This window comes from Exiguobacterium sp. SRB7LM (assembly GCF_015712685.1).
Taxonomy (GTDB): Bacteria; Bacillota; Bacilli; order Exiguobacteriales; family Exiguobacteriaceae; genus Exiguobacterium; species Exiguobacterium profundum.
In genome coordinates, this window is the sequence record NZ_VWVR01000006.1 from 229871 (window position 1) to 250246 (window position 20376).

23 protein-coding genes and 1 other annotated feature are annotated in these 20376 nt (G+C 48.0%); of the genes, 19 read left to right on the forward strand and 4 right to left on the reverse strand.

Annotated features, from left to right (window positions below; all coding sequences use genetic code 11):
• Positions 1-5 precede the first annotated feature (5 nt).
• The 19 genes from pilM (at position 6) to F3H97_RS02060 (ending at position 17041) form a co-directional block, all read left to right on the forward strand.
• A complete protein-coding gene (gene pilM / locus F3H97_RS01970) occupies positions 6-1577 on the forward strand; it encodes a pilus assembly protein PilM (RefSeq protein WP_159561982.1) in 1572 nt (523 codons plus the stop codon).
• Positions 1574-2281: a hypothetical protein gene (locus F3H97_RS01975; protein WP_074037502.1), complete on the forward strand. Its 708-nt coding sequence runs from the start codon at positions 1574-1576 to the stop codon at positions 2279-2281. The genes pilM and F3H97_RS01975 overlap by 4 nt, the downstream gene beginning before the upstream one ends.
• Before the next feature lie 140 nt (positions 2282-2421).
• A complete protein-coding gene (locus F3H97_RS01980) occupies positions 2422-3006 on the forward strand; it encodes a Maf family protein (protein ID WP_196430431.1) in 585 nt (194 codons plus the stop codon).
• A 20-nt stretch (positions 3007-3026) separates the two neighbouring features.
• The gene (radC, locus tag F3H97_RS01985; RefSeq protein WP_015881143.1) at positions 3027-3656 is read left to right on the forward strand and encodes a RadC family protein; all 630 of its coding nucleotides are present in this window, start codon (positions 3027-3029) and stop codon (positions 3654-3656) included.
• Positions 3657-4448: 792 nt separating this feature from the next.
• Positions 4449-5318, forward strand: coding sequence for a DNA-processing protein DprA (locus F3H97_RS01990; RefSeq protein WP_196430432.1), 870 nt, complete (start codon positions 4449-4451; stop codon positions 5316-5318).
• Between the two features lie 18 nt (positions 5319-5336).
• On the forward strand, positions 5337-6482 hold the full coding sequence (locus tag F3H97_RS01995; RefSeq protein ID WP_196430433.1) for a phosphoribosyltransferase: 1146 nt from the start codon (positions 5337-5339) through the stop codon (positions 6480-6482).
• Positions 6483-6860: 378 nt separating this feature from the next.
• A complete protein-coding gene (locus F3H97_RS02000) occupies positions 6861-7301 on the forward strand; it encodes a hypothetical protein (RefSeq protein ID WP_196430434.1) in 441 nt (146 codons plus the stop codon).
• Positions 7302-7499: 198 nt separating this feature from the next.
• Entirely contained in the window at positions 7500-8537 is a 1038-nt protein-coding gene (locus F3H97_RS02005; RefSeq protein WP_074037493.1) for a rod shape-determining protein, read from the forward strand.
• 13 nt (positions 8538-8550) lie between these two features.
• Positions 8551-9441: a rod shape-determining protein MreC gene (gene mreC, locus F3H97_RS02010; RefSeq protein WP_047795500.1), complete on the forward strand. Its 891-nt coding sequence runs from the start codon at positions 8551-8553 to the stop codon at positions 9439-9441.
• A gap of 1 nt (position 9442) precedes the next feature.
• Positions 9443-9937, forward strand: coding sequence for a rod shape-determining protein MreD (gene mreD / locus F3H97_RS02015; RefSeq protein ID WP_196431828.1), 495 nt, complete (start codon positions 9443-9445; stop codon positions 9935-9937).
• 5 nt (positions 9938-9942) lie between these two features.
• Positions 9943-10611, forward strand: coding sequence for a septum site-determining protein MinC (locus F3H97_RS02020; protein WP_230872790.1), 669 nt, complete (start codon positions 9943-9945; stop codon positions 10609-10611).
• Positions 10612-10616: 5 nt separating this feature from the next.
• Positions 10617-11474 carry a septum site-determining protein MinD gene (minD, locus tag F3H97_RS02025; RefSeq protein ID WP_015881151.1) on the forward strand — a complete coding sequence of 286 codons (858 nt, stop codon included), beginning with the start codon at positions 10617-10619 and terminating at the stop codon, positions 11472-11474.
• A gap of 43 nt (positions 11475-11517) precedes the next feature.
• Positions 11518-12843 carry a ribonuclease E/G gene (locus F3H97_RS02030; RefSeq protein WP_159561990.1) on the forward strand — a complete coding sequence of 442 codons (1326 nt, stop codon included), beginning with the start codon at positions 11518-11520 and terminating at the stop codon, positions 12841-12843.
• Positions 12844-12898: 55 nt separating this feature from the next.
• Positions 12899-12972, forward strand: a sequence feature (ribosomal protein L21 leader region).
• A 15-nt stretch (positions 12973-12987) separates the two neighbouring features.
• The gene (gene rplU, locus F3H97_RS02035) at positions 12988-13296 is read left to right on the forward strand and encodes a 50S ribosomal protein L21 (RefSeq protein ID WP_015881153.1); all 309 of its coding nucleotides are present in this window, start codon (positions 12988-12990) and stop codon (positions 13294-13296) included.
• A gap of 3 nt (positions 13297-13299) precedes the next feature.
• The gene (locus F3H97_RS02040) at positions 13300-13635 is read left to right on the forward strand and encodes a ribosomal-processing cysteine protease Prp (protein ID WP_078146561.1); all 336 of its coding nucleotides are present in this window, start codon (positions 13300-13302) and stop codon (positions 13633-13635) included.
• A 12-nt stretch (positions 13636-13647) separates the two neighbouring features.
• On the forward strand, positions 13648-13929 hold the full coding sequence (gene rpmA / locus F3H97_RS02045) for a 50S ribosomal protein L27 (protein ID WP_015881155.1): 282 nt from the start codon (positions 13648-13650) through the stop codon (positions 13927-13929).
• A gap of 66 nt (positions 13930-13995) precedes the next feature.
• The gene (locus F3H97_RS02050; RefSeq protein ID WP_074037487.1) at positions 13996-14436 is read left to right on the forward strand and encodes a Spo0B domain-containing protein; all 441 of its coding nucleotides are present in this window, start codon (positions 13996-13998) and stop codon (positions 14434-14436) included.
• Positions 14437-15726: a GTPase ObgE gene (obgE, locus tag F3H97_RS02055; protein ID WP_196430435.1), complete on the forward strand. Its 1290-nt coding sequence runs from the start codon at positions 14437-14439 to the stop codon at positions 15724-15726.
• A 49-nt stretch (positions 15727-15775) separates the two neighbouring features.
• The gene (locus F3H97_RS02060; protein WP_306462366.1) at positions 15776-17041 is read left to right on the forward strand and encodes a hemolysin family protein; all 1266 of its coding nucleotides are present in this window, start codon (positions 15776-15778) and stop codon (positions 17039-17041) included.
• Positions 17042-17084: 43 nt separating this feature from the next.
• Here F3H97_RS02060 and F3H97_RS02065 read toward each other — a convergent pair whose 3' ends face one another.
• The 4 genes from F3H97_RS02065 to F3H97_RS02080 all read right to left on the reverse strand — a co-directional run bounded on the left by F3H97_RS02065 (position 17085) and on the right by F3H97_RS02080 (position 20310).
• Entirely contained in the window at positions 17085-17858 is a 774-nt protein-coding gene (locus F3H97_RS02065; protein ID WP_196430436.1) for an NUDIX domain-containing protein, read from the reverse strand.
• A 118-nt stretch (positions 17859-17976) separates the two neighbouring features.
• Entirely contained in the window at positions 17977-18555 is a 579-nt protein-coding gene (locus tag F3H97_RS02070) for a DedA family protein (RefSeq protein ID WP_196430437.1), read from the reverse strand.
• Between the two features lie 107 nt (positions 18556-18662).
• Entirely contained in the window at positions 18663-19202 is a 540-nt protein-coding gene (locus tag F3H97_RS02075) for a transcription repressor NadR (protein WP_074037482.1), read from the reverse strand.
• Entirely contained in the window at positions 19180-20310 is a 1131-nt protein-coding gene (locus F3H97_RS02080; protein ID WP_196430438.1) for a cysteine desulfurase family protein, read from the reverse strand. The genes F3H97_RS02075 and F3H97_RS02080 overlap by 23 nt, the downstream gene beginning before the upstream one ends.
• Positions 20311-20376: the final 66 nt, after the last annotated feature.

The following is a 20376-nucleotide window of genomic DNA, read 5'->3' on the forward strand; positions in this document are numbered from 1 at the left end:
CGATCATGAGTCGTGGAATAGAGAAAGGGACGGTCACGTATTTTTCGTTTGATGCGCTCAGCATCCACGGGGCCGTCATCAAACAAGGGGTGTTCAAACGAAGCGCCTCGGTTCAGTTAGCAAAAGATGCGTATGGAGAAGGGAAGATTCTCGATGAGACCGCGTTCAGTCTCGCTTTCGATGAACTCTGTCGCAAGTTGAAGGTGCGACGCGGGATGACGTGTGCCGTGGCATTGGACGAGACCGAAGTGTTGTCACGGAAAGTCGAGATTCCTTCTTCGATTCCGAAGGACGAGATTCGTGGCTATCTCTTCATGGAAATCGGGAGCTCGATCATCTTGCCGTTCGATGACGTGTCGTTCGACTACGAAGTGTTAGGAGAAGACGGGGTCAAGACGGACGTTATGTTGCATGCCGTTTCGATTGAATTGACGAAGTCGCTCCGTGCGTACATGAAAAAGCGTGGTCTAGCGTTGAAGAAGATCACGCCACGTTCTGTCGCGGTCGCCAATGGAGTCATACGTTTATCGGAGATTGATCCGCTTCAATCGACATTACTCTGGCATATCACGCCGTTTTCACATCAATTGCTCGTCCTTGAGGAAGGGCAGATCCGTTTCATCCGCTCGATTGAACTGGACCTCCCGTACCAAGTCGGGACGAAAGATGGTGTCGTGACCTATACATATGATGGGACCGGTGAGATGAAGGCTAATCAGTTGGATGACTGGTTGAACGAACTCGCTCGCTTTCTCGATTTCTATCGTTACTCGCTGCGGACGGATGGTCGGGCCATCGATGAGTTATACGTCTCGGGAACTGTTCCGGAAGTCGATGATCTCGTCCGTATGATTCAGGCTGAGTCCCTCGTCTCGGTGACGCGTGTCGAGCAACCGCTCGCCATCGCTCACGGGACACCGCTATCGCATCAAATGTTGCCACTCCTTGGGATGGCGACGCTTCAGCGCGATCGGGACACGAACTTCATCAATTCGACGGACGTGACACTCCGTTGGCCGATCGTGACAGGTCTCGTCGCCCTTCTTCTCGGAGGAGGGGCGGCCGGATACTTGTACTATGAGGTCGACCAACTAAAAGCAGAACAGACGCGAATCGAAGAAGAGTTACAGCTCGTTCAAATTTACCAAACCGAACAAGTGAATTCGAAAGCGCAACAAGTGCTCTCGCTCGACCAAACCGTGACGGCGTTGACCGACATGGAAAAGGATGCGGTCCCAGCACTGCGCGCGTTGACTGAGCAGTTGCCGCCTACTGGCTACGTCTTGACGTATAACTACGCGGATGGCTCTATCATGAGCGTCCGAACTCAATTCGAGACGTTAGAAGACTTGAACGCATTCCAGCGCTCGCTCATGACCGATGAGCGGTTCCTCGACGTCAAACTCCTCGGTGTGACGACGGAGTTGAAAGCGGATGTGGATGCAGAAGAAGAGGAAAACTCATTAGAAGAAGATCCGCTTCCACGCTATATCGGAGAGTTTACGTTCATGTTCCAAGACGTGGAAGACGAGTTGACAGAGGAAGAGGACACGGATGAGGAGGTGGTGAGTCAATGAAACGTTCGACAATCTACGCGTTATTTGCGATTTGCCTCCTTGCCGCAATCATCGCACCGGCTTACTTTGGCTATACGTATTACGTCAAACAAGGAGAGGTCGAAGCGCTTGAACGCGACCTCTCGCTCGAACAAACAAAACTGGAGTTATTGCGCCAAGAAGGAAAAGCCGTTGATGTAGCGGACTCTCAGACGCTTCAGACACGGGTTCCAACAGTTCCTGCCCTCGACACGGTCGTTGAGGCGTTGTCGCAGGCAAGTCTTCTTGCGGGTGTAAATGTGACAAGTATCGCATTTGCGGATGGCGTTGTGGCTGAGTCAGAAGTACCGGAAACGGTCGAGCCGTTCAATCCGGCTGATGTGAGTGCGACGAATGAACCGGCTGAACCAACGGACGTTGCACCTGTCAACGCTTCTACGGTCCGTTCAACGGTCAACTTGCAAGCAGAGACGTATGAAGCGCTCGTCTCCTTCTTGGAGTCGATCGAGTCGATGAATCGGATTCACGTGTTACGGACGGTTCAATTTACCGGACCTGCCGAGACGGGACCGAATACGGTCGAAGAAGTGCAGTCGCTCGAGTTTACAGTCGAGCTTGATGCCTTCTATCGTCCGGACCTCGACCAACTCGTTCCAGACCGATACATTCCGGAACCGGCGTTTGAGCAAAAGGATATCCCGGTATACGACTATACGACACCATAAGTCGGCACGTCCCTTCGCAATTGAAGGGGCGTGTTTTTCGTCGCGGGTAATTGTGTTTAGGAGGCACGTTGCCTACAATCAACAGTGAAGACCGAAACGGGAAGGAACGCCGTTTTGGAAGAAGAGAAGGAGTCGATACAATGAATTCAACACAGAAGCGTGTCATTCTCGCCTCGATGTCACCGCGACGTACCGAGCTATTGACGAAAGCAGGAATCAAACATGAGGTCATCCCATCTACCGTGACGGAAGGGACGGACGGTCGGGAGACACCGAGTGATTACGTCGCTCGTCTGGCCCGGGAGAAAGCGATGGACGTGGCAAGGCATCACCGTGATGCCATCGTCATCGGCGCGGACACGGTCGTCGTCTTGAACGGCATCATTTTAGAGAAACCGACAGACCGAGAGGATGCGAAACGGATGCTTGAACGATTATCCGGTTCGACCCATGAAGTGCTGACGGGTGTGAGCATCATCGGTAAGTCCCAAGATTTGTTCGTCACGACGACGCGTGTGACGTTCGCTGAGATTCCTGAAACCTGGCTAGCGGATTATTTGGATTCGACAGAGCCCTACGATAAGGCGGGTGCGTATGGGATTCAAGGATCGGGTGGTCTCTTCGTCGAAAGAATCGAAGGGGATTTTTATAATGTCGTTGGATTGCCGATCCATCCGCTCGTCAAGACGCTCGACCAGCATGGGGTGACGCCTCGCTTCCTGTGAACTTGAAAGTAGGTGAAGGAATGACCATGGTGCTTGACCGTAGTGTAGAGACCGCCATCGCCAGATTGCTTCAAATCGGAGGACGGGGACCGGACCCGATGGAGACGGCTCGTCGTATCTCGGACGTCTACCCGACGTTACGGGCGTTGTCGCAAGCGTCCGTTCACGATTTGTGCAAAATCGAAGGGATGACGAAGAAGAAGGCAGAGCAACTCCTCGCCGCGTTCACAATCGGGATTCGATACGTCGAGGAACCGAAAGCGAGTATGCCGACGATTCGTTCGCCGCAAGACGCCTATGAGTTGTTGCGGGATGAATTGAGACTGTTGAATCAGGAGCATTTCGTCTGTTTGTATTTGAATACGAAGAACCAACTGATCGCTCGGAAGACGCTCTTCGTCGGAGGGCTCAATTCGTCAATCGTCCACCCACGCGATGTGTTTCGTGAGGCGCTCAAGTTGTCGGCAGCATGCTTTATCGCTGTGCACAATCATCCGAGCGGGGACGCGACCCCGAGTCGTGAAGACATCGAGGTGTCCGAACGCTTGGTCGAAGCAGGTAATATCGTCGGCATCGCCTGTCTCGATCACGTCATCATCGGGGAAGACCATTACGTCAGCATGAAGCAGCGGGGATATATGAATGGGTAAGGAGTAGAGAGCAGGCATCGTGATGTCTGCTTTTTGTTTGTAGTTAGTTGTAAATCGTGCCTTATTTTTAGAAGACATCAAATACAGGCATAGACCGTTCACATTATCACGCTTTTTCGATATTGATAAGTCTTATATGATACTTTGGGTTTGTAGTTTTCAACGTATCTATTGCAGTTATGATTGAAATTTCAATTATTGTAAATCTTGAAGGTATTGGTGAATATATTATTTTTAGAAAGTCGCCTATAAATTTTTTTGCTTCTAGATTCTTGAACTGTATAAGGGAAGAGCCAAATTGTACTGATGAATAGTTAAAAAAATCGTCTGTGAATATGAGTTCAATAGTACTTTATATTCACATAGTGAGAGCTACACTGAAAAAGAGGAAAGATCAATTATATTCAGAAAATTCTGCAAAAAGAATTTTATATCTATGATAAAATTAATATGACTCATGTAAAAAAAATTAAGAAGTTAGCTTATACTTTTGACTTTTTTTAATCATCAAAAACATGCAATTATTTAATTGAAAAGGGACTTCTATAAAACCTCCTATGGTTTTTCAGTCATCCTTTCTATATCTTTCTTATCAAGTTATCCATAGGCGATTGTAACTATAAAAATATTACTCAACACTATTAGTACAGATATGCTAGTTTTGAAAAACTAATTGCTGTAGTAATAATATGAAATAAGGTTTATAGTAAACTATTGTGTTTGTTCGGGAATGAACTTAAATTCAGAATACCTAAATCACTGAAATTACTTTTATATAGAGGAGTTAGTAAGATGAAAAAACAACAAATATTCATTTTGTATGATTTAGGACTCTCTTTATCAGCTTTAAGTATTCTTTACCGATTTGTAGATGAAAATATAATAAAAAAAGTACTTCATGGTGATTACTTTGAACTTCAATTTGAATATCAATTATTTACGGACAAAGATATGAAATTATTAGACTCTGCAGAAGCAATTGATGAAAGTAAAGAAAAAATTAATTCTATCTTAGAAGATTTTAAACAAGAAGGAATTGAGTATTACCTATACTATGAAAAAGAATATCCGGAGTCGCTAAAAAAAATACCATCACCACCTTTCTTTTTATTCATGAAAGGTAATAGGAGACTTTTAGAAGGTCAATTTGTTTGTTCGATTGTTGGAACTAGAAATCCAAGTTCTAAAACATTATATGAAATCAATCAGTACGTCGCTGAAATGGTAAAATACAATATTGTAACGGCTAGTGGTTTAGCTATTGGCACCGATGTACAAGTTCACCTTTCCACTCTTGAAAAAAAAGGCAAGACGATAGCGGTTTTACCCGGTCCTATAACATCAATTATTCCTAAAACCCATACTAAACATGCATCTGAGATTATAGATCATAAGGGTTTATTAATTAGTGAATATTATTTAAATGAGCCTAATAAAAAAACTAATTATGTGAATAGAAATAGAATAATATCTGGAATCAGTAACGCAGTACTTATAGCCGAGTGTGGAGTAAGTAGTGGAACTATGCATACAGCACGATTTGCTTATGTTCAAAGTAAACCGTTATATTGTTTTGATAATGACTCGTCGGGTGTATTAAAAATACTCAATAGTCATTTTGCAAAAATCTATAGAGGGATAAGTAGTTTGAAATTATTTTGATAATATGAGGTGTGGCAAATGGGGAAGGCTGTTGTGTTAACTCGATTAACCGTTTTTGACGAAGATTTCAATATGTATGATGGTATTGAGAAAATGATTAAGACTCTTCATATCGAAAATCATGAGTTTGTATTTATTTCTCATGAACATTCAGCACTACAAGAAGCGAATAGAATTTTTAAAGAAATTTTTGATTTTGAGATAATCTGTACATATCGCGGGCGACTGAAAGAATGGATAGATGATTCTGATGTTGAAAATATGATTCTGGTTGGGAGTAGCAATGAAGATTTAATTTTAGCTGCGAATAAAAAACTGTTAATAATTAATCCTGGGTGGAGTGTCAAACAAGACGAAAAGCCAGCAAGATATGGTATAACTTTGACTAGTCCGGAAAAACTAACAGAAGCCATAAGGTTAATCGATAATCAACACAGTTGGTATTATAAATTACAATTAGATCAGTCAACTACAGTTTTAGCGTTAACTTCTGCTAATACTAAGAGTTATTCAGTGACAAGTGAAGAAAAGAAGATTTTAGAAGGTTTCTCAAGTCTCTTGAAAAAGGGAGACAGAAAGTACTTTAACAGTTTATACTTTCACTTGATTTCTGGGGTAATGAAAGATCCTGAATTAAGAAGCGTGGATGTTTGGGGTGTGTTTCCTACATCAACAGGAAGTACCAATGAAGAGATTGAAGAGATGAAAGAAAGGTGTCGATATTTAACTGGTAAGCGTCTTAATGCGCCGATTTTTATCAGACATAAGGCAGTCGATAAAAGTCATTATACACCGCATGAAGAACGATTAAAAGTTGGTTGTGTCAAACATTTTGAGTCAATTATTTTAAACCCCTATTATGCAAAAAAGCTAAAGGGGAAATCTGTTTGTATCATTGACGACTTCTTAACAAATGGTACTTCTTTCGAAACAGCCCGAAATCTTTTGTTACAAGCTGGTGTAGCTAAAGTGATCTTATTGGCACTAGGACGTTTTAAAAGAGGTTCTCATGGTATATATCAAAAAGAAGAATATAAGATTGAGGGAAATGTGTTCGAACCAATGTATGAATTTAAATTGATTTCAAGAAAAAACTGTGAGGGTAAATTTAATGAAAGTTCAAGAGAGGAAGTGCGTAACATTTACAATATTATTTATAGCTAGTATAAATCATTAAAGTGATTTTTACTTTTTGATTGCTATATATTGTTATAAGGCAGTTCACACTTCATTCTTTCTTTATCCTCTTAAGATTAATTTCTCATATTTAGATTCTTTAGTGATTTTTAGTAATTGCTTAATGAGTGAATCCCTAATTTTTGATAGAGGGTATTTGAAAGAATAAAACGGATAAAGAGTAAACTTGCAAAATGAGCAGACGCAAATTTTTCGTAATTTTCTTTGAAAAGAAAACTAATCATTACGTCGCATTGTAACCATCCATCCTTCATTCATTGAAGGAATGGTACGTGGGATGAAAAATATACAATTTCCTCCAATTGAATCACGGACTTTGGTAAGATATCAGGTGAGGTGTTCTATATGGAAAAAATAATTTGGATCCTGATGGTCGGATTATCGCTTTTTGTGAGTTACATACATCTAGAACCGACTATCTTCTCTATCGTTGTGTTCATCCTGTTTTTATTTGTGAGCACAGCGCTATTTATGCGGTTCAATCAGGACCACTGGCTCGACCGCGTCTCACCGCTCGTTGGTGTCGGCGTAGGGATTCTATCGCTCATCGCTTATCTCGGTATGATCGTGCTCTCTTTCAATGAACTCGATCAACTCGGCATCTGGACGATACTCGTCCGCCTCCTGCTCATGTACATCGGAATCTACCTTTTCGTCGTGACGACATCGAGCTTTTTGGCAGGAGCGACCCGACTCAAGCCATCCCGCTTCTTTCGACCGGTGTTGATTTTCTCGGTATTCTTTTACGGAGCGATGTTACTGCTTCCGCTCCAACCGGGATTGTAACCGTTCTCTCCTTAGGCAGACGCTCACTTGCGTCTGCTTTTTTGATTTGCCTTTTTGCCGAAAAGAAGGCAAACTAATAGACGGTGAGACAGGACTGAGATGCGGTTATTGTAAATAACCTGTAATCGAATGAACGTTTTCAAACATGATTTTTCCGTTATAATAAAAAATAGTGTAATGAAGAGAGGAGCAACACCTATGTTTCGTAGTTTTAACCGAGAGATCGGAATCGACCTTGGAACGGCTAACACGCTCGTTTATGTAAAGGGTCAAGGAATTGTTGTTCGTGAACCGTCCGTCGTGGCGTTCCGCACAGATACAGGTAGAATTGAGGCCGTTGGGAACCAGGCCAAAGATATGATTGGACGTACTCCGGGGAACGTCTCTGCACGTCGTCCGATGAAAGACGGCGTCATCGCTGACTTCGAAACGACAGCGACGATGATCAAATACTTCATGGAGCAAGCTCAAAAATCAAAAGGCGGTTTATTCTCATCGAAGACGAACGTCATGATTTGTGTCCCAAGCGGTATCACGTCTGTTGAAAAACGTGCCGTGGAAGACGCTGCGAAACAAGCGGGCGCTCGTGAAGCATACACAATCGAAGAACCGTTCGCGGCAGCAATCGGTGCAGGTCTCCCAGTTTGGGAACCGACTGGCTCGATGGTCGTCGATATCGGTGGCGGTACGACCGAAGTCGCAGTGATTTCACTCGGCGGCATCGTGACAAGCCAATCGATTCGTGTCGGTGGTGACGAAATGGATGATGCCATTATTCGTTACATCAAGAACAAGTACAACCTCATGATCGGGGAGCGTACATCTGAGACGCTCAAAATGGAAGTCGGTTCGGCGCGCATCGATGCATCGAACGAAGCGGAGAAGATGGAAATCCGTGGTCGCGATCTCGTAACAGGACTTCCAAAACAAATCGAAGTCACGTCTGCAGAAGTGTGTGAAGCTCTTTCTGATACAGTCGAAGCGATTTTAGCAGGGGTCAAACAAACGCTTGAGCAAACTCCTCCAGAACTTGCGGCTGACGTTATGGACCGCGGAATCGTCTTGACTGGCGGCGGCGCCCTCCTCAAAAACTTGGACGACGTGATCTCAGACGAGACACACATCCCGACACTCGTTGCGGATGAGCCACTCGACTGCGTAGCGGTCGGGACTGGAAAATCTCTTGAAATGATGGACGTCCTCCGTTCGAAATCAGGCATCTCGTCACGTCGATGAGAGGTGAGACACGATGAGCCGATTCGTACGTAATAAAAAGCTCATCATCACGCTAATTGTACTGATCTTGTTTTTCGTCATTTTAGGTGTTTCGATTCGAGGACGATCGGAATCAGCCTGGTACCAAGATGTCACGCGTGATGTGGTCGGCACGTTCCAGCGAGTGTTCGCGGTACCAATCGGGTGGATGGACTCAACGGTCTCGTCTATCTCAGATGTCCGCGATATCTACGAAGAGAACCGCCAGCTGAAAGAACATTTGGCGAAGTACGCCGAGGTATCGGTTGAAGCTGATGATTTGCGCCGTGAGAATGAGGAGCTTCGAAAGATGGTCGAAGCAAGAGACGAGTCGTTACGTGACTTCGACCTCATTCCGGCGGAGGTCATCGGTCGGACACCGAACGATTGGCAACGCTACGTCACCATCAACGTCGGTTCAGAACGCGGCGTTGAAAAGGGCATGGCCGTGACCGCAGCGAGCGGGATGGTCGGTCGTGTCATTCAGACGAGTGCTTATACGTCGCAAGTTCAACTGCTCAGCGACAACAACCGGACGAACAACGTCTCGGCTGTGGTCAAAGATGCGGACGGCAAACCGACGTATGGGACGGTAGACGGATTCGACACGGAGACGAATGAATTGTTCTTCACGAAAGTATCGAATAGCGTCAAGCTGAAAGAAGGAGAAATCGTATCGACGTCTGGACTCGGTGGACGTTATCCGGCCGGACTCGTCATCGGTACGATCGAATCGATCGAGACGGATGAATATGGCGTCTCACAAGTCGCCCGGATTAAACCGGAGGCCGACTTCAATGAGTTCTCACAAATGTACGTGATTGATCGGACACTAGACGAACCGTTTTTAACGGGTCCCGAGGAAGGAGGAGCAGCGGGTGAGTAACATGAAAGTGTTCATCGCCCTGTTCCTCCTTTTTCTTATTGAAGGAACATGGGCATCGATTTTTTCTTGGCACTACGCCACGCCGTTTCTTTTGTTGACGCTGATCGGGTTGATGTTTGTCAGTCTGTACGGTCGATGGGAGACGGCACTCGGGTTCGGGCTTGTATTCGGACTGCTGTATGATATCGTCTACACCGACCTGATTGGAATCTATGTATTTACTTTTTCACTCATTCCTCTCTTAGCCAGCTTCGTGTTAAAATATATAGGTGAGAACTTCTTCTCCGTCACCATTACGTTCACGTTTATGATTCTCGTTTTCACCTTTGCGATTTACGGGATCATGGCGGCGATTGGTGGGACGTTGATGACGATTCAAACACTATTGGTTGAACAGATTCCAGGGACGATGCTCGTCAATGCCATCACCATCGTGGTTCTTTATTATCCGATGACGCGTTATGTGACGACACGCCCTGTTGCGAAAAGAGGGTAGCCATGATGGAGCGTAAACGACACATTACGATTAAAGGACATCGCAACGGCATTGCCATTCACTTCAATCCGAAGAGTGGCATCGACGAGGTGCTTACGGACTTAGAAGCGACATTACAAGAAATGGAGCCGCCGTCCGGAAAGATTGCCCTGAAGTTGCACGCGGGTACTCGTTATATTGACGAGGAGCTGTCACGTCAAATTCGTGAGGTCGTCGCTCGTCATGGCGTTTTTTATATTGAAGACTTGTCGAGCGATGTCATGTTGACAGAAGAAGCGAAAGCGACGTACGGCAGAAAGACATTCCACTATCACAGCGGGACGATTCGGAGTGGGCAAGTCTTGACGTTTGACGGTTCGGTGCTCGTGATCGGGGATATCAATCCCGGGTCAGAGGTCCGAGCGACAGGAAGTATTTATTGTTTAGGGACGATACGAGGAAATGTGCGCGCCGGTGTCGAAGGATGGGAAGAAGCGGTCATTACCGCGAGCCTGCTTCATCCGAAGTTTTTAGCAATCGGTGAACATGTACTCACAGCCGATGACGAGGAAGAACTTCCTGAGATTGAGATGGGTTGTGCGTATCAGACGAGTGATGGGATTGAGATGACACGTCTCCGCCACGTCATGACAGGTCTGAAAGACGCATATGCAATGGAATTACAGAGAGGGTGAGTGGAATGGAGCAAGTAGTGGAGCCTGTACATACAGAAAAAGAAGTTAAAAACGGCAGAGCCATCGTCGTGACATCAGGAAAAGGGGGCGTCGGCAAGACAACGACGACCGCCAACATCGGGACGGGGCTCGCCTTGTCTGGACACTCGGTCTGTCTCGTCGATACAGATATCGGGTTGCGTAACCTCGATATCATTCTCGGTCTCGACAACCGGAGCATTTATAACCTTGTCGATGTCATCACGGGCCAATGTAAGTTGAATCAGGCGCTCGTCCGCGATAAACGCTTCGAGGAGATGTATTTACTCCCGGCCGCACAGTCGAAAGACAAGACGTCAGTGAATCCTGAACAAGTGAAAGAAATCGTTGACCAGTTGAAGACGGAATATGATTTCGTCTTGATTGACTGTCCTGCTGGAATCGAGCAAGGGTTCATGAACGCGATTGCCGGTGCGGATGAGGCGATCGTCGTCACGACACCTGAAAAGGCGGCGGTTCAAGATGCAGACCGAATCATCGGGATGCTCGAACAAGCGGAACATATCGATGCGCCTAAACTGATTGTCAACCGAGTCAAGAATCATCTCGTCGAATCGGGCGACATGCTCGACATCGATGACATCATGCGCATCCTGTCGATCGACTTACTCGGTGTCGTCATCGACGATGAGGAAGTCATCGCAGCCGCGAACCGCGGTGTCCCGGTCACGATGAATCCGGATAACTATGCCGGTCAGGCGTACCGGAACATCACGCGCCGTATTCTTGGCGAATCGGTCCCGCTCATGTCGATTCAGACGGAGACGGCACCGGTCGGCTTCTGGGCACGACTCATGATGAAATTTGGAATGAAAAAAGCGTAAAGGCAACGGAAGTTGCCTTTTTCTGTCGAAAGGAGTGATGCAGATGAAGCTAATCTACGAACGAACACCTTCCATCGAACGGGCGATGCTCGTGGACGGCGAACGATTACTCGAAGTCGAGGAACGGTTTGTCGACCAACTGTCTGTCGGGACCATCGTCGAAGCCGCAATTGAACGGATCCACCCGTCACTCGGGGCAGCCTTTTTGACGGATGGGGAGACGACATACTTTCTCCCGATCGCAGAGACACTCCGTGCGCTCGCCTCGTATCCGGAAGTGCCCGCCATCGGGCAAGCGGCAGTCGTCGGAGAAAAGCGACTCGTCCAAGTGACGAAAGAAGGAATCAACGGCAAGCATCATAAAGTGACAGAGAACATTCGGTTCGGTGGGCGATATCTTGTGTATTTCCCATTTGGACGTCGGCAACTGTTCAGCCGGAAACTCGACCTCGTCACGCAGGACCGCCTCTCAAAGGCGCTCGACTTAACGGAAGAGGAAGGGGTCTTATTTCGGACGGAAGCCGGACAAGTGGCCCCGGAAGCGTTACAGGAAGAACTGAATCGATTGCGTAACCGTTCGACCATAGTGATCGAGCAACGGTTCGGGCAAGACGAGCTACTATGCGAACAATTCGTGAGACGTCATGCAGTCGAGTCCGTGCTGTTGAATGACAAAGAAGGGCAAACGCGACTCGAACGATTGGATGTCCCGGTGAAACGTCATATCGGAAAAGGGCGGATGCCTGAAGCGAAACGTCTCGATGGAGCCATCGAGAAACTGGAGAGTCGTGCCGTCTGGTTGGATGGTGGGGCGTTCGTCTTGATCGAACAAGTCGAGACGATGACCGTCATCGACGTGAATAGTGGCAAAAATGTCGCCGTCAAAGACAAGGGGCGTGCGGCCGATACCATCAATGAAGCCGCGCTCTATTCGATCATGGAGCAGTTGCGTCTGCGAAATATCGGCGGCATGGTCATCATCGATTTCTTACGAGGTTCAAAGGAAGGGCAGACCCGTCTCCTTAAAAAGATGAAAGAACTCGGGGCGCGTGACCCACGACGTGTCGAAGTGTACGGATTCACACGGATGGGGCTGTTCGAGCTGTCGCGGGAACGGACCGGGCGCTCGATTCAAGACCGGATGTTTCATGCCGGCAAGCCTTCAAAATTGGCCATCTTCTCACAGTTTGAACGGTCGCTCCTTGATTTGAATGATCAATACGAAGCGGTCGTGCTCTCACTCCCTAATAAGTGGCATGACGCTTCTTGGCACGGATTTGACATTGAGGTGCACCTCGTCGAAGGGGAGCCGGAGTTCGTCTTTTATGGGACGTCCGAAGAATGTCAGAATTTCTTATCTCGTCGTTGACAATGATTAATTGAGAATGGTATTATCTATAACGTTAGTTCGTTTGGAAGCACCCAAATGGCTACAACCGCACAGAACGGGTTTTTAAAGGTTTTTGCCCTGCCCAGGATGGCGAGTCTGAGTTTAACAAGGAGGTGCACGTATATGTACGCAATCATCAAAACAGGTGGTAAGCAAATCAAAGTTGAAGCAGGTCAAGAGATCTACATCGAAAAACTCGATGCTGATGTCGAAGGTACTGTAGAATTCGGTGAGGTTCTTTTCGTTGGTGGTGACGATGTTAAAGTCGGCGCTCCACTCGTAGAAGGCGCTAAAGTTGTCGGTACTGTGGTAAAACACGGCCGCGCTAAGAAGATCACTGTCTTCAAAATGAAAGCTAAGAAAAACTACCGTCGTAAGCAAGGTCACCGTCAGCCTTACACGAAAGTTCGCATCGAGAAAATCGAAGCGTAAGCTATGATTCGGGTCAAGGTAAGACGAGACGAGGCGAATTCGATTCGCTCCGTCGAAGTGACTGGTCATGCCAATTTTGCAGAACCTGGTTCTGACTTGGTGTGCGCCGGTGTTTCAGCCATCATCTTTGGTGCCTATAACGCCGTCGAAACGCTTGCGGGTCAATCGCTTCTTGTAGAAATGGCAGATCAAACAGAGGGTGGTTACTTTTATGTCGAGACGTATCCTGACTTATCACCGCAGGATATGGAACGCACCCAACTGTTATTAGAAGGGATGCTCGTGCAGTTAGACACGATCGCCCAAAGCTACGGTGAATATATCCAAATTGAACAATAGGAGGTGGACCTCATGTTACAATTGAACCTTCAGTTCTTCGCTTCGAAAAAGGGAGTTGGTTCGACTAAAAACGGTCGTGACTCAATTTCGAAACGTCTCGGTGCAAAACGCGCTGACGGACAAACAGTTTCAGCTGGATCAATCCTTTACCGCCAACGCGGTACAAAGATTCACCCAGGTGAAAACGTTGGCCGTGGTGGCGACGACACTTTGTTTGCGAAAGTTGACGGCGTAGTACGCTATGAGCGTCTTGGTCGCGACAAGAAACAAGTGAGCGTTTACCCAGTCGCGTAAGTTGAACGACGCAGAAGACTCTAGCCACTTATTTGGTTAGAGTCTTTTTTTCTAGGAGAGGATCAAATGGATTCAGAACAGACACTCGAGCTCTTATCGACCGTCCGTCACGAATGGATGAATCGGCTTCAATTGATCTCGCTCTATGTGGCTCTCGATCCGACTAAGCTCGAGGAACTTTACGAACGCTATCGGAAACAGGCCGACGAAGAGAGTGCGCTCGTTCGTTTGAACGTGCCACAGACGAGCCTAGTCGTGATTCAAGCGAATTGGGAGGGACGGATGACGTATACGATTTCAACCGACCAACTTGCCATCGATGACGCGCGAGTGGCAGAGATGCTTGTCCGCTTGTTAGACAACACGGATGGGCCGATTCATGTGACGTTCACGGACGGACTGATGGTTCGCGTCACGGGCGCTGTCCCGGACGATGTGAAGGCATCAGCCGATGTGTACGAACAGAACGTAGATACCACTACGTTTCACATAAAGGAGGGGAAATAAATGTTTGTCGATCAGGTTAATATTTTTGTAAAAGCTGGAGACGGCGGAAAAGGGATGGTCGCTTTCCGTCGTGAGAAATACGTTCCAGACGGTGGTCCTGCAGGTGGTGACGGTGGTCACGGTGGGGACGTCATCTTTGAAGTAGAGGAAGGATTGCGGACGCTCGTTGATTTCCGCTATTCGAAGAAGTTTATCGCCCATGATGGCGAAAAAGGGATGTCAAAAGGGATGCACGGACGTAAAGCGAAACCGCTCATCGTCAAGGTCCCACCTGGCACGATCGTGTTCGATGCCGAAACGGATACCGTCATCGCGGACTTGACCGAGCACGGCCAACAAGCGACGATCGCCAAAGGCGGTCGTGGTGGTCGCGGGAACTGTCGTTTTGCGACGCCTGCCAACCCGGCTCCGGAAATCGCGGAGAACGGGGAACCAGGTCAAGAACGTGAGTTGCGTCTCGAGTTGAAACTCCTCGCAGACGTCGGTCTCGTCGGATTCCCGTCTGTCGGGAAGTCAACGCTTCTCTCTATCGTCTCGTCGGCACGCCCGAAAATCGGTGCGTACCACTTCACGACGATCACACCGAACCTCGGTGTCGTCAAGACAGCGGACGACCGTAGTTTCGTCATGGCCGACCTTCCAGGTCTCATCGAAGGGGCGAGCCAAGGCGTTGGTCTCGGTCACCAGTTCCTTCGCCATATCGAACGGACAAAAGTTATCGTTCACATGATCGATATGAGTGGTATGGAAGGACGCGACCCGTTCGAAGACTACACGACGATCAACCGTGAGCTCGAGTCGTACAACTTACGTCTCCTCGAGCGTCCACAAGTCGTCGTGGCGAACAAAATGGATATGCCGGACGCAGCGGAACATCTTGAAGAGTTCAAGAAGAAGGTAGGAGACGATGTCAAAGTCTTCCCGATCTCAGCACTCGCTCAAGACGGTCTTCGCAACTTGTTGATTGAAGTGGCTAACTTTGTCGATACGACACCAGAATTCCCACTCGATGAGCTCGAAGAGAAGACAGCGACGCCTCGTGTCGTGTATCGTTATGAGAAGGAAGAGAAAGGCTATCAAATCCACATCGATGAATACGATCGCTTCGTGATCACGGGCCCTCGTATCGAGAAGCTCTTCAAGATGACGAACTTTGATCATGATGAGTCAATCAAACGATTTGCTCGTCAAATGCGTCAAATGGGCGTCGATGACGATCTTCGTAAGTTGGGTGCCGAGGACGGTAGTGTCGTGGCAATCCTCGACTTCGAATTCGAGTTTGTGGAATAAAAAAATTATTTGTTAAGAAGAAACGGAGTGTGAAGCTAACGTGGACCCTGTGCCCTCGTCAAGTTTAATTCTATATGTAGTTCTCGTCATGTTGTCAGCGTTTTTCTCATCAGCAGAAACGGCGCTCTCGAGTGTGAACCGGGTCCGGATGATTCGGATGGCGGAAGATGGTGATAAAGCCGCAAAACGTGTCCTCAGTCTCGTCGACCGTTTTGATGATACCCTCTCGACGATTCTCGTCGGGAACAACATCGTCAACATCGGTTCGGCGACGGTGTCGACCGCCATCGCCACATCTATTTTCAGTGGGGGAACCGGTCTTCTCGTGTCAACGTTCGCGACGACGGTCATCATCTTGATTTTCGGTGAGATTTTACCGAAATCGCTCGCGAAAGAGTTTGCGGAGAAGTATTCGCTTCTCATCAGTGGAATCCTTGTGTTCCTCGTCAAAGTCCTCAAACCGGTGACGATGATTTTCACCGGCTTGAAGAAGTTGACGCTGCGGATGATCGGGATGAAAGACAAGGAGCCATCCGTCACCGAAGAAGAGTTGAAAGTGCTCGTCGATATGGGAGAAGAGGAAGGTGTGCTCGGAGAGACGGAAGCAGAGCTCGTCCATAGCGCCTTTGCCTTTAACGATATTACGGTCGATGATGTGCTGACGCCACGAATCGATATTCTGGCCGTCGACATCGACGATTCGCTCGATGAAATCAAAGACACGATTTTCAGTGGTGGACATTCGCGTTTACCGGTCTACAAAGACTCGATCGACAACGTCATCGGTGTCTTGTCGGAACGTGACTTCTTGCGTTCGATGATGAAGGATGAAGTGACGGATGTCCGTTCGCTCATCCGACCGCTCACGTACGTGTCACCGCAGACGAAATTGATTGAACTACTTCCGATTCTCCAGCAGAAACAATCTCACATGGCTGTCGTCCTCGATGAATTCGGGGGCACGGCGGGTCTCATCACGTTAGAAGACATGCTTGAAGAACTCGTCGGCGACATCTGGGATGAGCACGACGAATCCGTCATCTATCTCAGACGTCTCCGTGAAGGGGTCTATGAGTGTATGGCTGACATGAACGTTGATGAATTCGCGGAAGAGATGGGGATTGCAGAACCAGACGTCGATTCCAACACGATGGGCGGTTGGTTCGTTGAATTGCTCGGCGACATCCCGGAGAAAGGTGCACAAGTCACGTATCAAGACATGACGTTCACCGTTCTCCATGTGGAGAAACGCCGTGTCCGGAAACTGTTAGTGGAGACTGGACAATCTCAACAAGAAGACATGCAAGAAGCATAAAGAAACGGGATGATTCGCACATAGCGAATCATCCCTTTTTGCGTCATACGGATTGGCGTTCAATGCGCTCAATCAGTTCATATGGTCGTACTTTATAAATGGCGTAAGGCATGTAGGTTGGGTCGATCGCATCGAGGAAGCGCATCTGGAAATGTTCTCGTTTGATGTAGTCGCCGACGTTGCTTGCGTCAACTTTATAGAATCCAACTTCCTGTGTCTCGCCAGCCTGCGGTTTGAGGTCACCTGATACATAAGTGGCGCGGAAGGTGACACAGAGGACGCGGGACGATACGTTTTGATAAATTCCGGTGATCCCTTCTACTTTGATTTCCGCACCGGTCTCTTCACGCACTTCACGATGGATGGCATCCACGATGGACTCATGTTCTTCCACTTGTCCGCCAGGCATTTCAAACGAATCGTTCCGATGCATATTTTTGACGAGGAGAACTTCGCCTGCTTCGTTCGTAATGTAAGCCGTCACAGAAACGATGGTGCGGGGTGGCGTATAGTGACCGGTCGGTATCATGAATTCTTCACTCGACTTGATATACAAATCTTTGCCTAGTCGGGCACGTTTCTTCATCGCTTCCCGTCGTAAGGCGCTGCCCCGATAGTCCCGTTCGACTTGCTCATAATGCTCACGGTCCCGGTATTCCCATAATGCCATGACCTCGGACTTGTCTTCGGTCACCCAGCGTCCGACGAGGCGGGCGCCATGCGACGCCTGGATCGGATAAATGTATGTATGGAAAAAGTCGGTGAATTCTTGCAGGCGTTCAGGTCGAATCGTATACGTTTTACGGCGATGGAACATGATGATTCCTCCTTTTTCGTTGTGCGGTGTCCTATATATATGACCGCGATTCGCTTACATGGTTCTTATTCGACAGATATTAGCGTTTCCCTTTCCAACAAAAAAGAATCAGCTCCAGTTAAGCTGATTCTTTCACACGTTTTGGTTGCTGACGAACATATCGAACGACGAGGATAATCCCGACAGCAAGAGCCAAGAAGGGGATGACATCGTCCATGAAGTGGCCGATCATGCGCCAGTTGCTACCAAGCATCATCCCGACATGGATGAAGATGAATGACCAGACGGCGAAAATCAAGGTCGTCACCGACAAAAACTTACGGAACGATAGACGCATCACCCCGGCGCTCACGGCGAACAATTGACGCCAAAACAGGCTGAGACAGACGATCCATGCACCGTATTTCTCAAACCAGCGCTCGGCCCGGAGTTGCTTGTCTTGCCGAATTCGAAAATACCGATACAGTTTGAGCGCGACGGGACGCCCGCCATATCGACCGATCCAGTACAGACCGATTTGACTGAGCGTGAAGGAGACCCACGCCAGTAGGAACGTCAGGAAGAAGGGCGCGTCATGCGAGTCGACGAGGAAGCCTCCGTATGCGAGAACGAGTTCGTTCGGGATGAATTGAACCAAGATACCGATGGGAATGCTGAAGACCCCACAGACGGCGAGTAGATGCTCGAGGACGTTCAAGACGTAGCCCTCCTTTCAAATGATTTCAGGAAAGATGTTCCATCCATCAGTATAACGGACATGACTGAAAAGAAAAAGAAGAGATGTCACATATTCGTGACGTCTCTTCAATCTAATTCGGATACGAGAATCCCGAGGCGGTCCAATTCTTTCACCGCAGCATCGATTGCCTCTTTATGGTCTGATTCGAGCGTATGGATATGGAAGCCACCCGTCAACTGGGAGAGCGGGGAAGCCCCATGCGTCTTCACTCGTTCGAGGAAGGCGCGGACGTCGCGGCGACTCTTCACCATGAGTTGTCCCGTGATAGACCCGTATACAGGATGGTCGATGATGACGTCTTTGATGGTGACCCCTTCATCGACGATGGCGTTCATCTCCGTCTCCATCTCTTCTGCCGTATGACGACAGGCTACCTTTTTCGAATAGGTGGAGGGGGTGAGGTCTCCATGCAAGTAGACATACCCACGAGCGGTCGCGACGATTTGATGGCCTTTCGCTTTTAGCAACGATAGGTCTTGGACGATGACCTGACGACTGACGGATACATGTCTTGCCAGTTCAGATCCTGTGATTGGCTCATTGCTCGATTCAATCAATTGTAATAGTGTGCGACGGCGTTCTTCACCGGCTAAACGTTTGTTCATGATGTTCGACTCTCCTTGCTAAAATGACGATGGCATCGGCGAGGGCCGATGTGTCTTCGGCGGTCGTTTGCGCGCCGAAGGAAATGCGGACGAGTCCATGACAGGCGCTCGTCTCATATCCGAGTGCTTCGAGCATGCGATTTGGTCCATTTTGACCTGCTCGACATGCCGACCCAGCCGATACTTGGAACCCGAGATCGTCGAGCTCGGTCATCCACCATTGTCCGTCGCGTTGATGGGAGACGAAGGAGAAAATGGCGGGACTTTGTTCATCAAACTCGAGCCAATGGACATGCGCTGACGTCTTCTCTTTCAAGATAGCACGAAACGCCATGAAATTTCTCTGAAAACGTGTCAATTGTTCCTGACGTTCTCCGAGTGCTTTTGCAAAGGCACTGATTCCAGGAACGTCAATCGTTCCGGGACGAATCCCGTATTGATGATGCCCCGGATAGTATGGGGGAGGAATCAGACGTTCCATGTAGAGGGCGCCGACTCCTTTCGGTCCACCTACTTTGTGGGCACTGAACGAATAGGCATCGATGCCTTCGACAGAAATCGGGATTTTCCCGAGTGCCTGGATCCCGTCCACATGGAAGAGGATTTTCTTATATTTCAAGAGGCATTGGATGTGGTGGAGCGGTAACACCCAGCCTGTGTCGGAATTGACATGCTGGAGCGTGACGAGCCCGATGTCACGGTCGAGTAGGTGTGTGAATGCATCTAAATCAAACTTCCCATCCTTCAGTTTCAACCGATGAACGATTATTCCTTCTCGTTCCCATTCTTCAAGTAAGAGGGTGACCGAATCATGTTCATGCCAAGACGTGATCACTTCTTTGCCCTTCATCCGTTTACGTAAACTTGTCAGTGCGATGTAATTGCTCTCCGATCCACTCCCAGTGAATAATAATTTTCCTCGTAACATATCAAGACCGAGCGCCTGTTTGATCAAGCGTCTTGCTTCTGTCAAATAATCTTCTGCCATATAACCTTGGGTATGGAGTGATGATGGGTTCCCATAAACGTTTTTGGCCATCGCCACGTAATGGTCTAATGCTGCATGCGTCATCGGGTGTGTAGCGGCGTAGTCGAAGTAGCGGTTCATCATGGACTCCCCTTTTCTCATGTTGTCTTCTACACAAAATTATGCGAAACTAGTTTACAAGTCAAC

Coding starts and splice junctions, on each gene's coding strand:
- pilM (WP_159561982.1), top strand. CDS start 6: ATGAGTCGTGGAATAGAGAAAGGGACGGTCACGTATTTTTCGTTTGAT.
- F3H97_RS01975 (WP_074037502.1), top strand. CDS start 1,574: ATGAAACGTTCGACAATCTACGCGTTATTTGCGATTTGCCTCCTTGCC.
- F3H97_RS01980 (WP_196430431.1), top strand. CDS start 2,422: ATGAATTCAACACAGAAGCGTGTCATTCTCGCCTCGATGTCACCGCGA.
- radC (WP_015881143.1), top strand. CDS start 3,027: ATGACCATGGTGCTTGACCGTAGTGTAGAGACCGCCATCGCCAGATTG.
- F3H97_RS01990 (WP_196430432.1), top strand. CDS start 4,449: ATGAAAAAACAACAAATATTCATTTTGTATGATTTAGGACTCTCTTTA.
- F3H97_RS01995 (WP_196430433.1), top strand. CDS start 5,337: ATGGGGAAGGCTGTTGTGTTAACTCGATTAACCGTTTTTGACGAAGAT.
- F3H97_RS02000 (WP_196430434.1), top strand. CDS start 6,861: ATGGAAAAAATAATTTGGATCCTGATGGTCGGATTATCGCTTTTTGTG.
- F3H97_RS02005 (WP_074037493.1), top strand. CDS start 7,500: ATGTTTCGTAGTTTTAACCGAGAGATCGGAATCGACCTTGGAACGGCT.
- mreC (WP_047795500.1), top strand. CDS start 8,551: ATGAGCCGATTCGTACGTAATAAAAAGCTCATCATCACGCTAATTGTA.
- mreD (WP_196431828.1), top strand. CDS start 9,443: ATGAAAGTGTTCATCGCCCTGTTCCTCCTTTTTCTTATTGAAGGAACA.
- F3H97_RS02020 (WP_230872790.1), top strand. CDS start 9,943: ATGGAGCGTAAACGACACATTACGATTAAAGGACATCGCAACGGCATT.
- minD (WP_015881151.1), top strand. CDS start 10,617: ATGGAGCAAGTAGTGGAGCCTGTACATACAGAAAAAGAAGTTAAAAAC.
- F3H97_RS02030 (WP_159561990.1), top strand. CDS start 11,518: ATGAAGCTAATCTACGAACGAACACCTTCCATCGAACGGGCGATGCTC.
- rplU (WP_015881153.1), top strand. CDS start 12,988: ATGTACGCAATCATCAAAACAGGTGGTAAGCAAATCAAAGTTGAAGCA.
- F3H97_RS02040 (WP_078146561.1), top strand. CDS start 13,300: ATGATTCGGGTCAAGGTAAGACGAGACGAGGCGAATTCGATTCGCTCC.
- rpmA (WP_015881155.1), top strand. CDS start 13,648: ATGTTACAATTGAACCTTCAGTTCTTCGCTTCGAAAAAGGGAGTTGGT.
- F3H97_RS02050 (WP_074037487.1), top strand. CDS start 13,996: ATGGATTCAGAACAGACACTCGAGCTCTTATCGACCGTCCGTCACGAA.
- obgE (WP_196430435.1), top strand. CDS start 14,437: ATGTTTGTCGATCAGGTTAATATTTTTGTAAAAGCTGGAGACGGCGGA.
- F3H97_RS02065 (WP_196430436.1), bottom strand. CDS start 17,858: ATGTTCCATCGCCGTAAAACGTATACGATTCGACCTGAACGCCTGCAA.
- F3H97_RS02075 (WP_074037482.1), bottom strand. CDS start 19,202: ATGAACAAACGTTTAGCCGGTGAAGAACGCCGTCGCACACTATTACAA.
- F3H97_RS02080 (WP_196430438.1), bottom strand. CDS start 20,310: ATGAACCGCTACTTCGACTACGCCGCTACACACCCGATGACGCATGCA.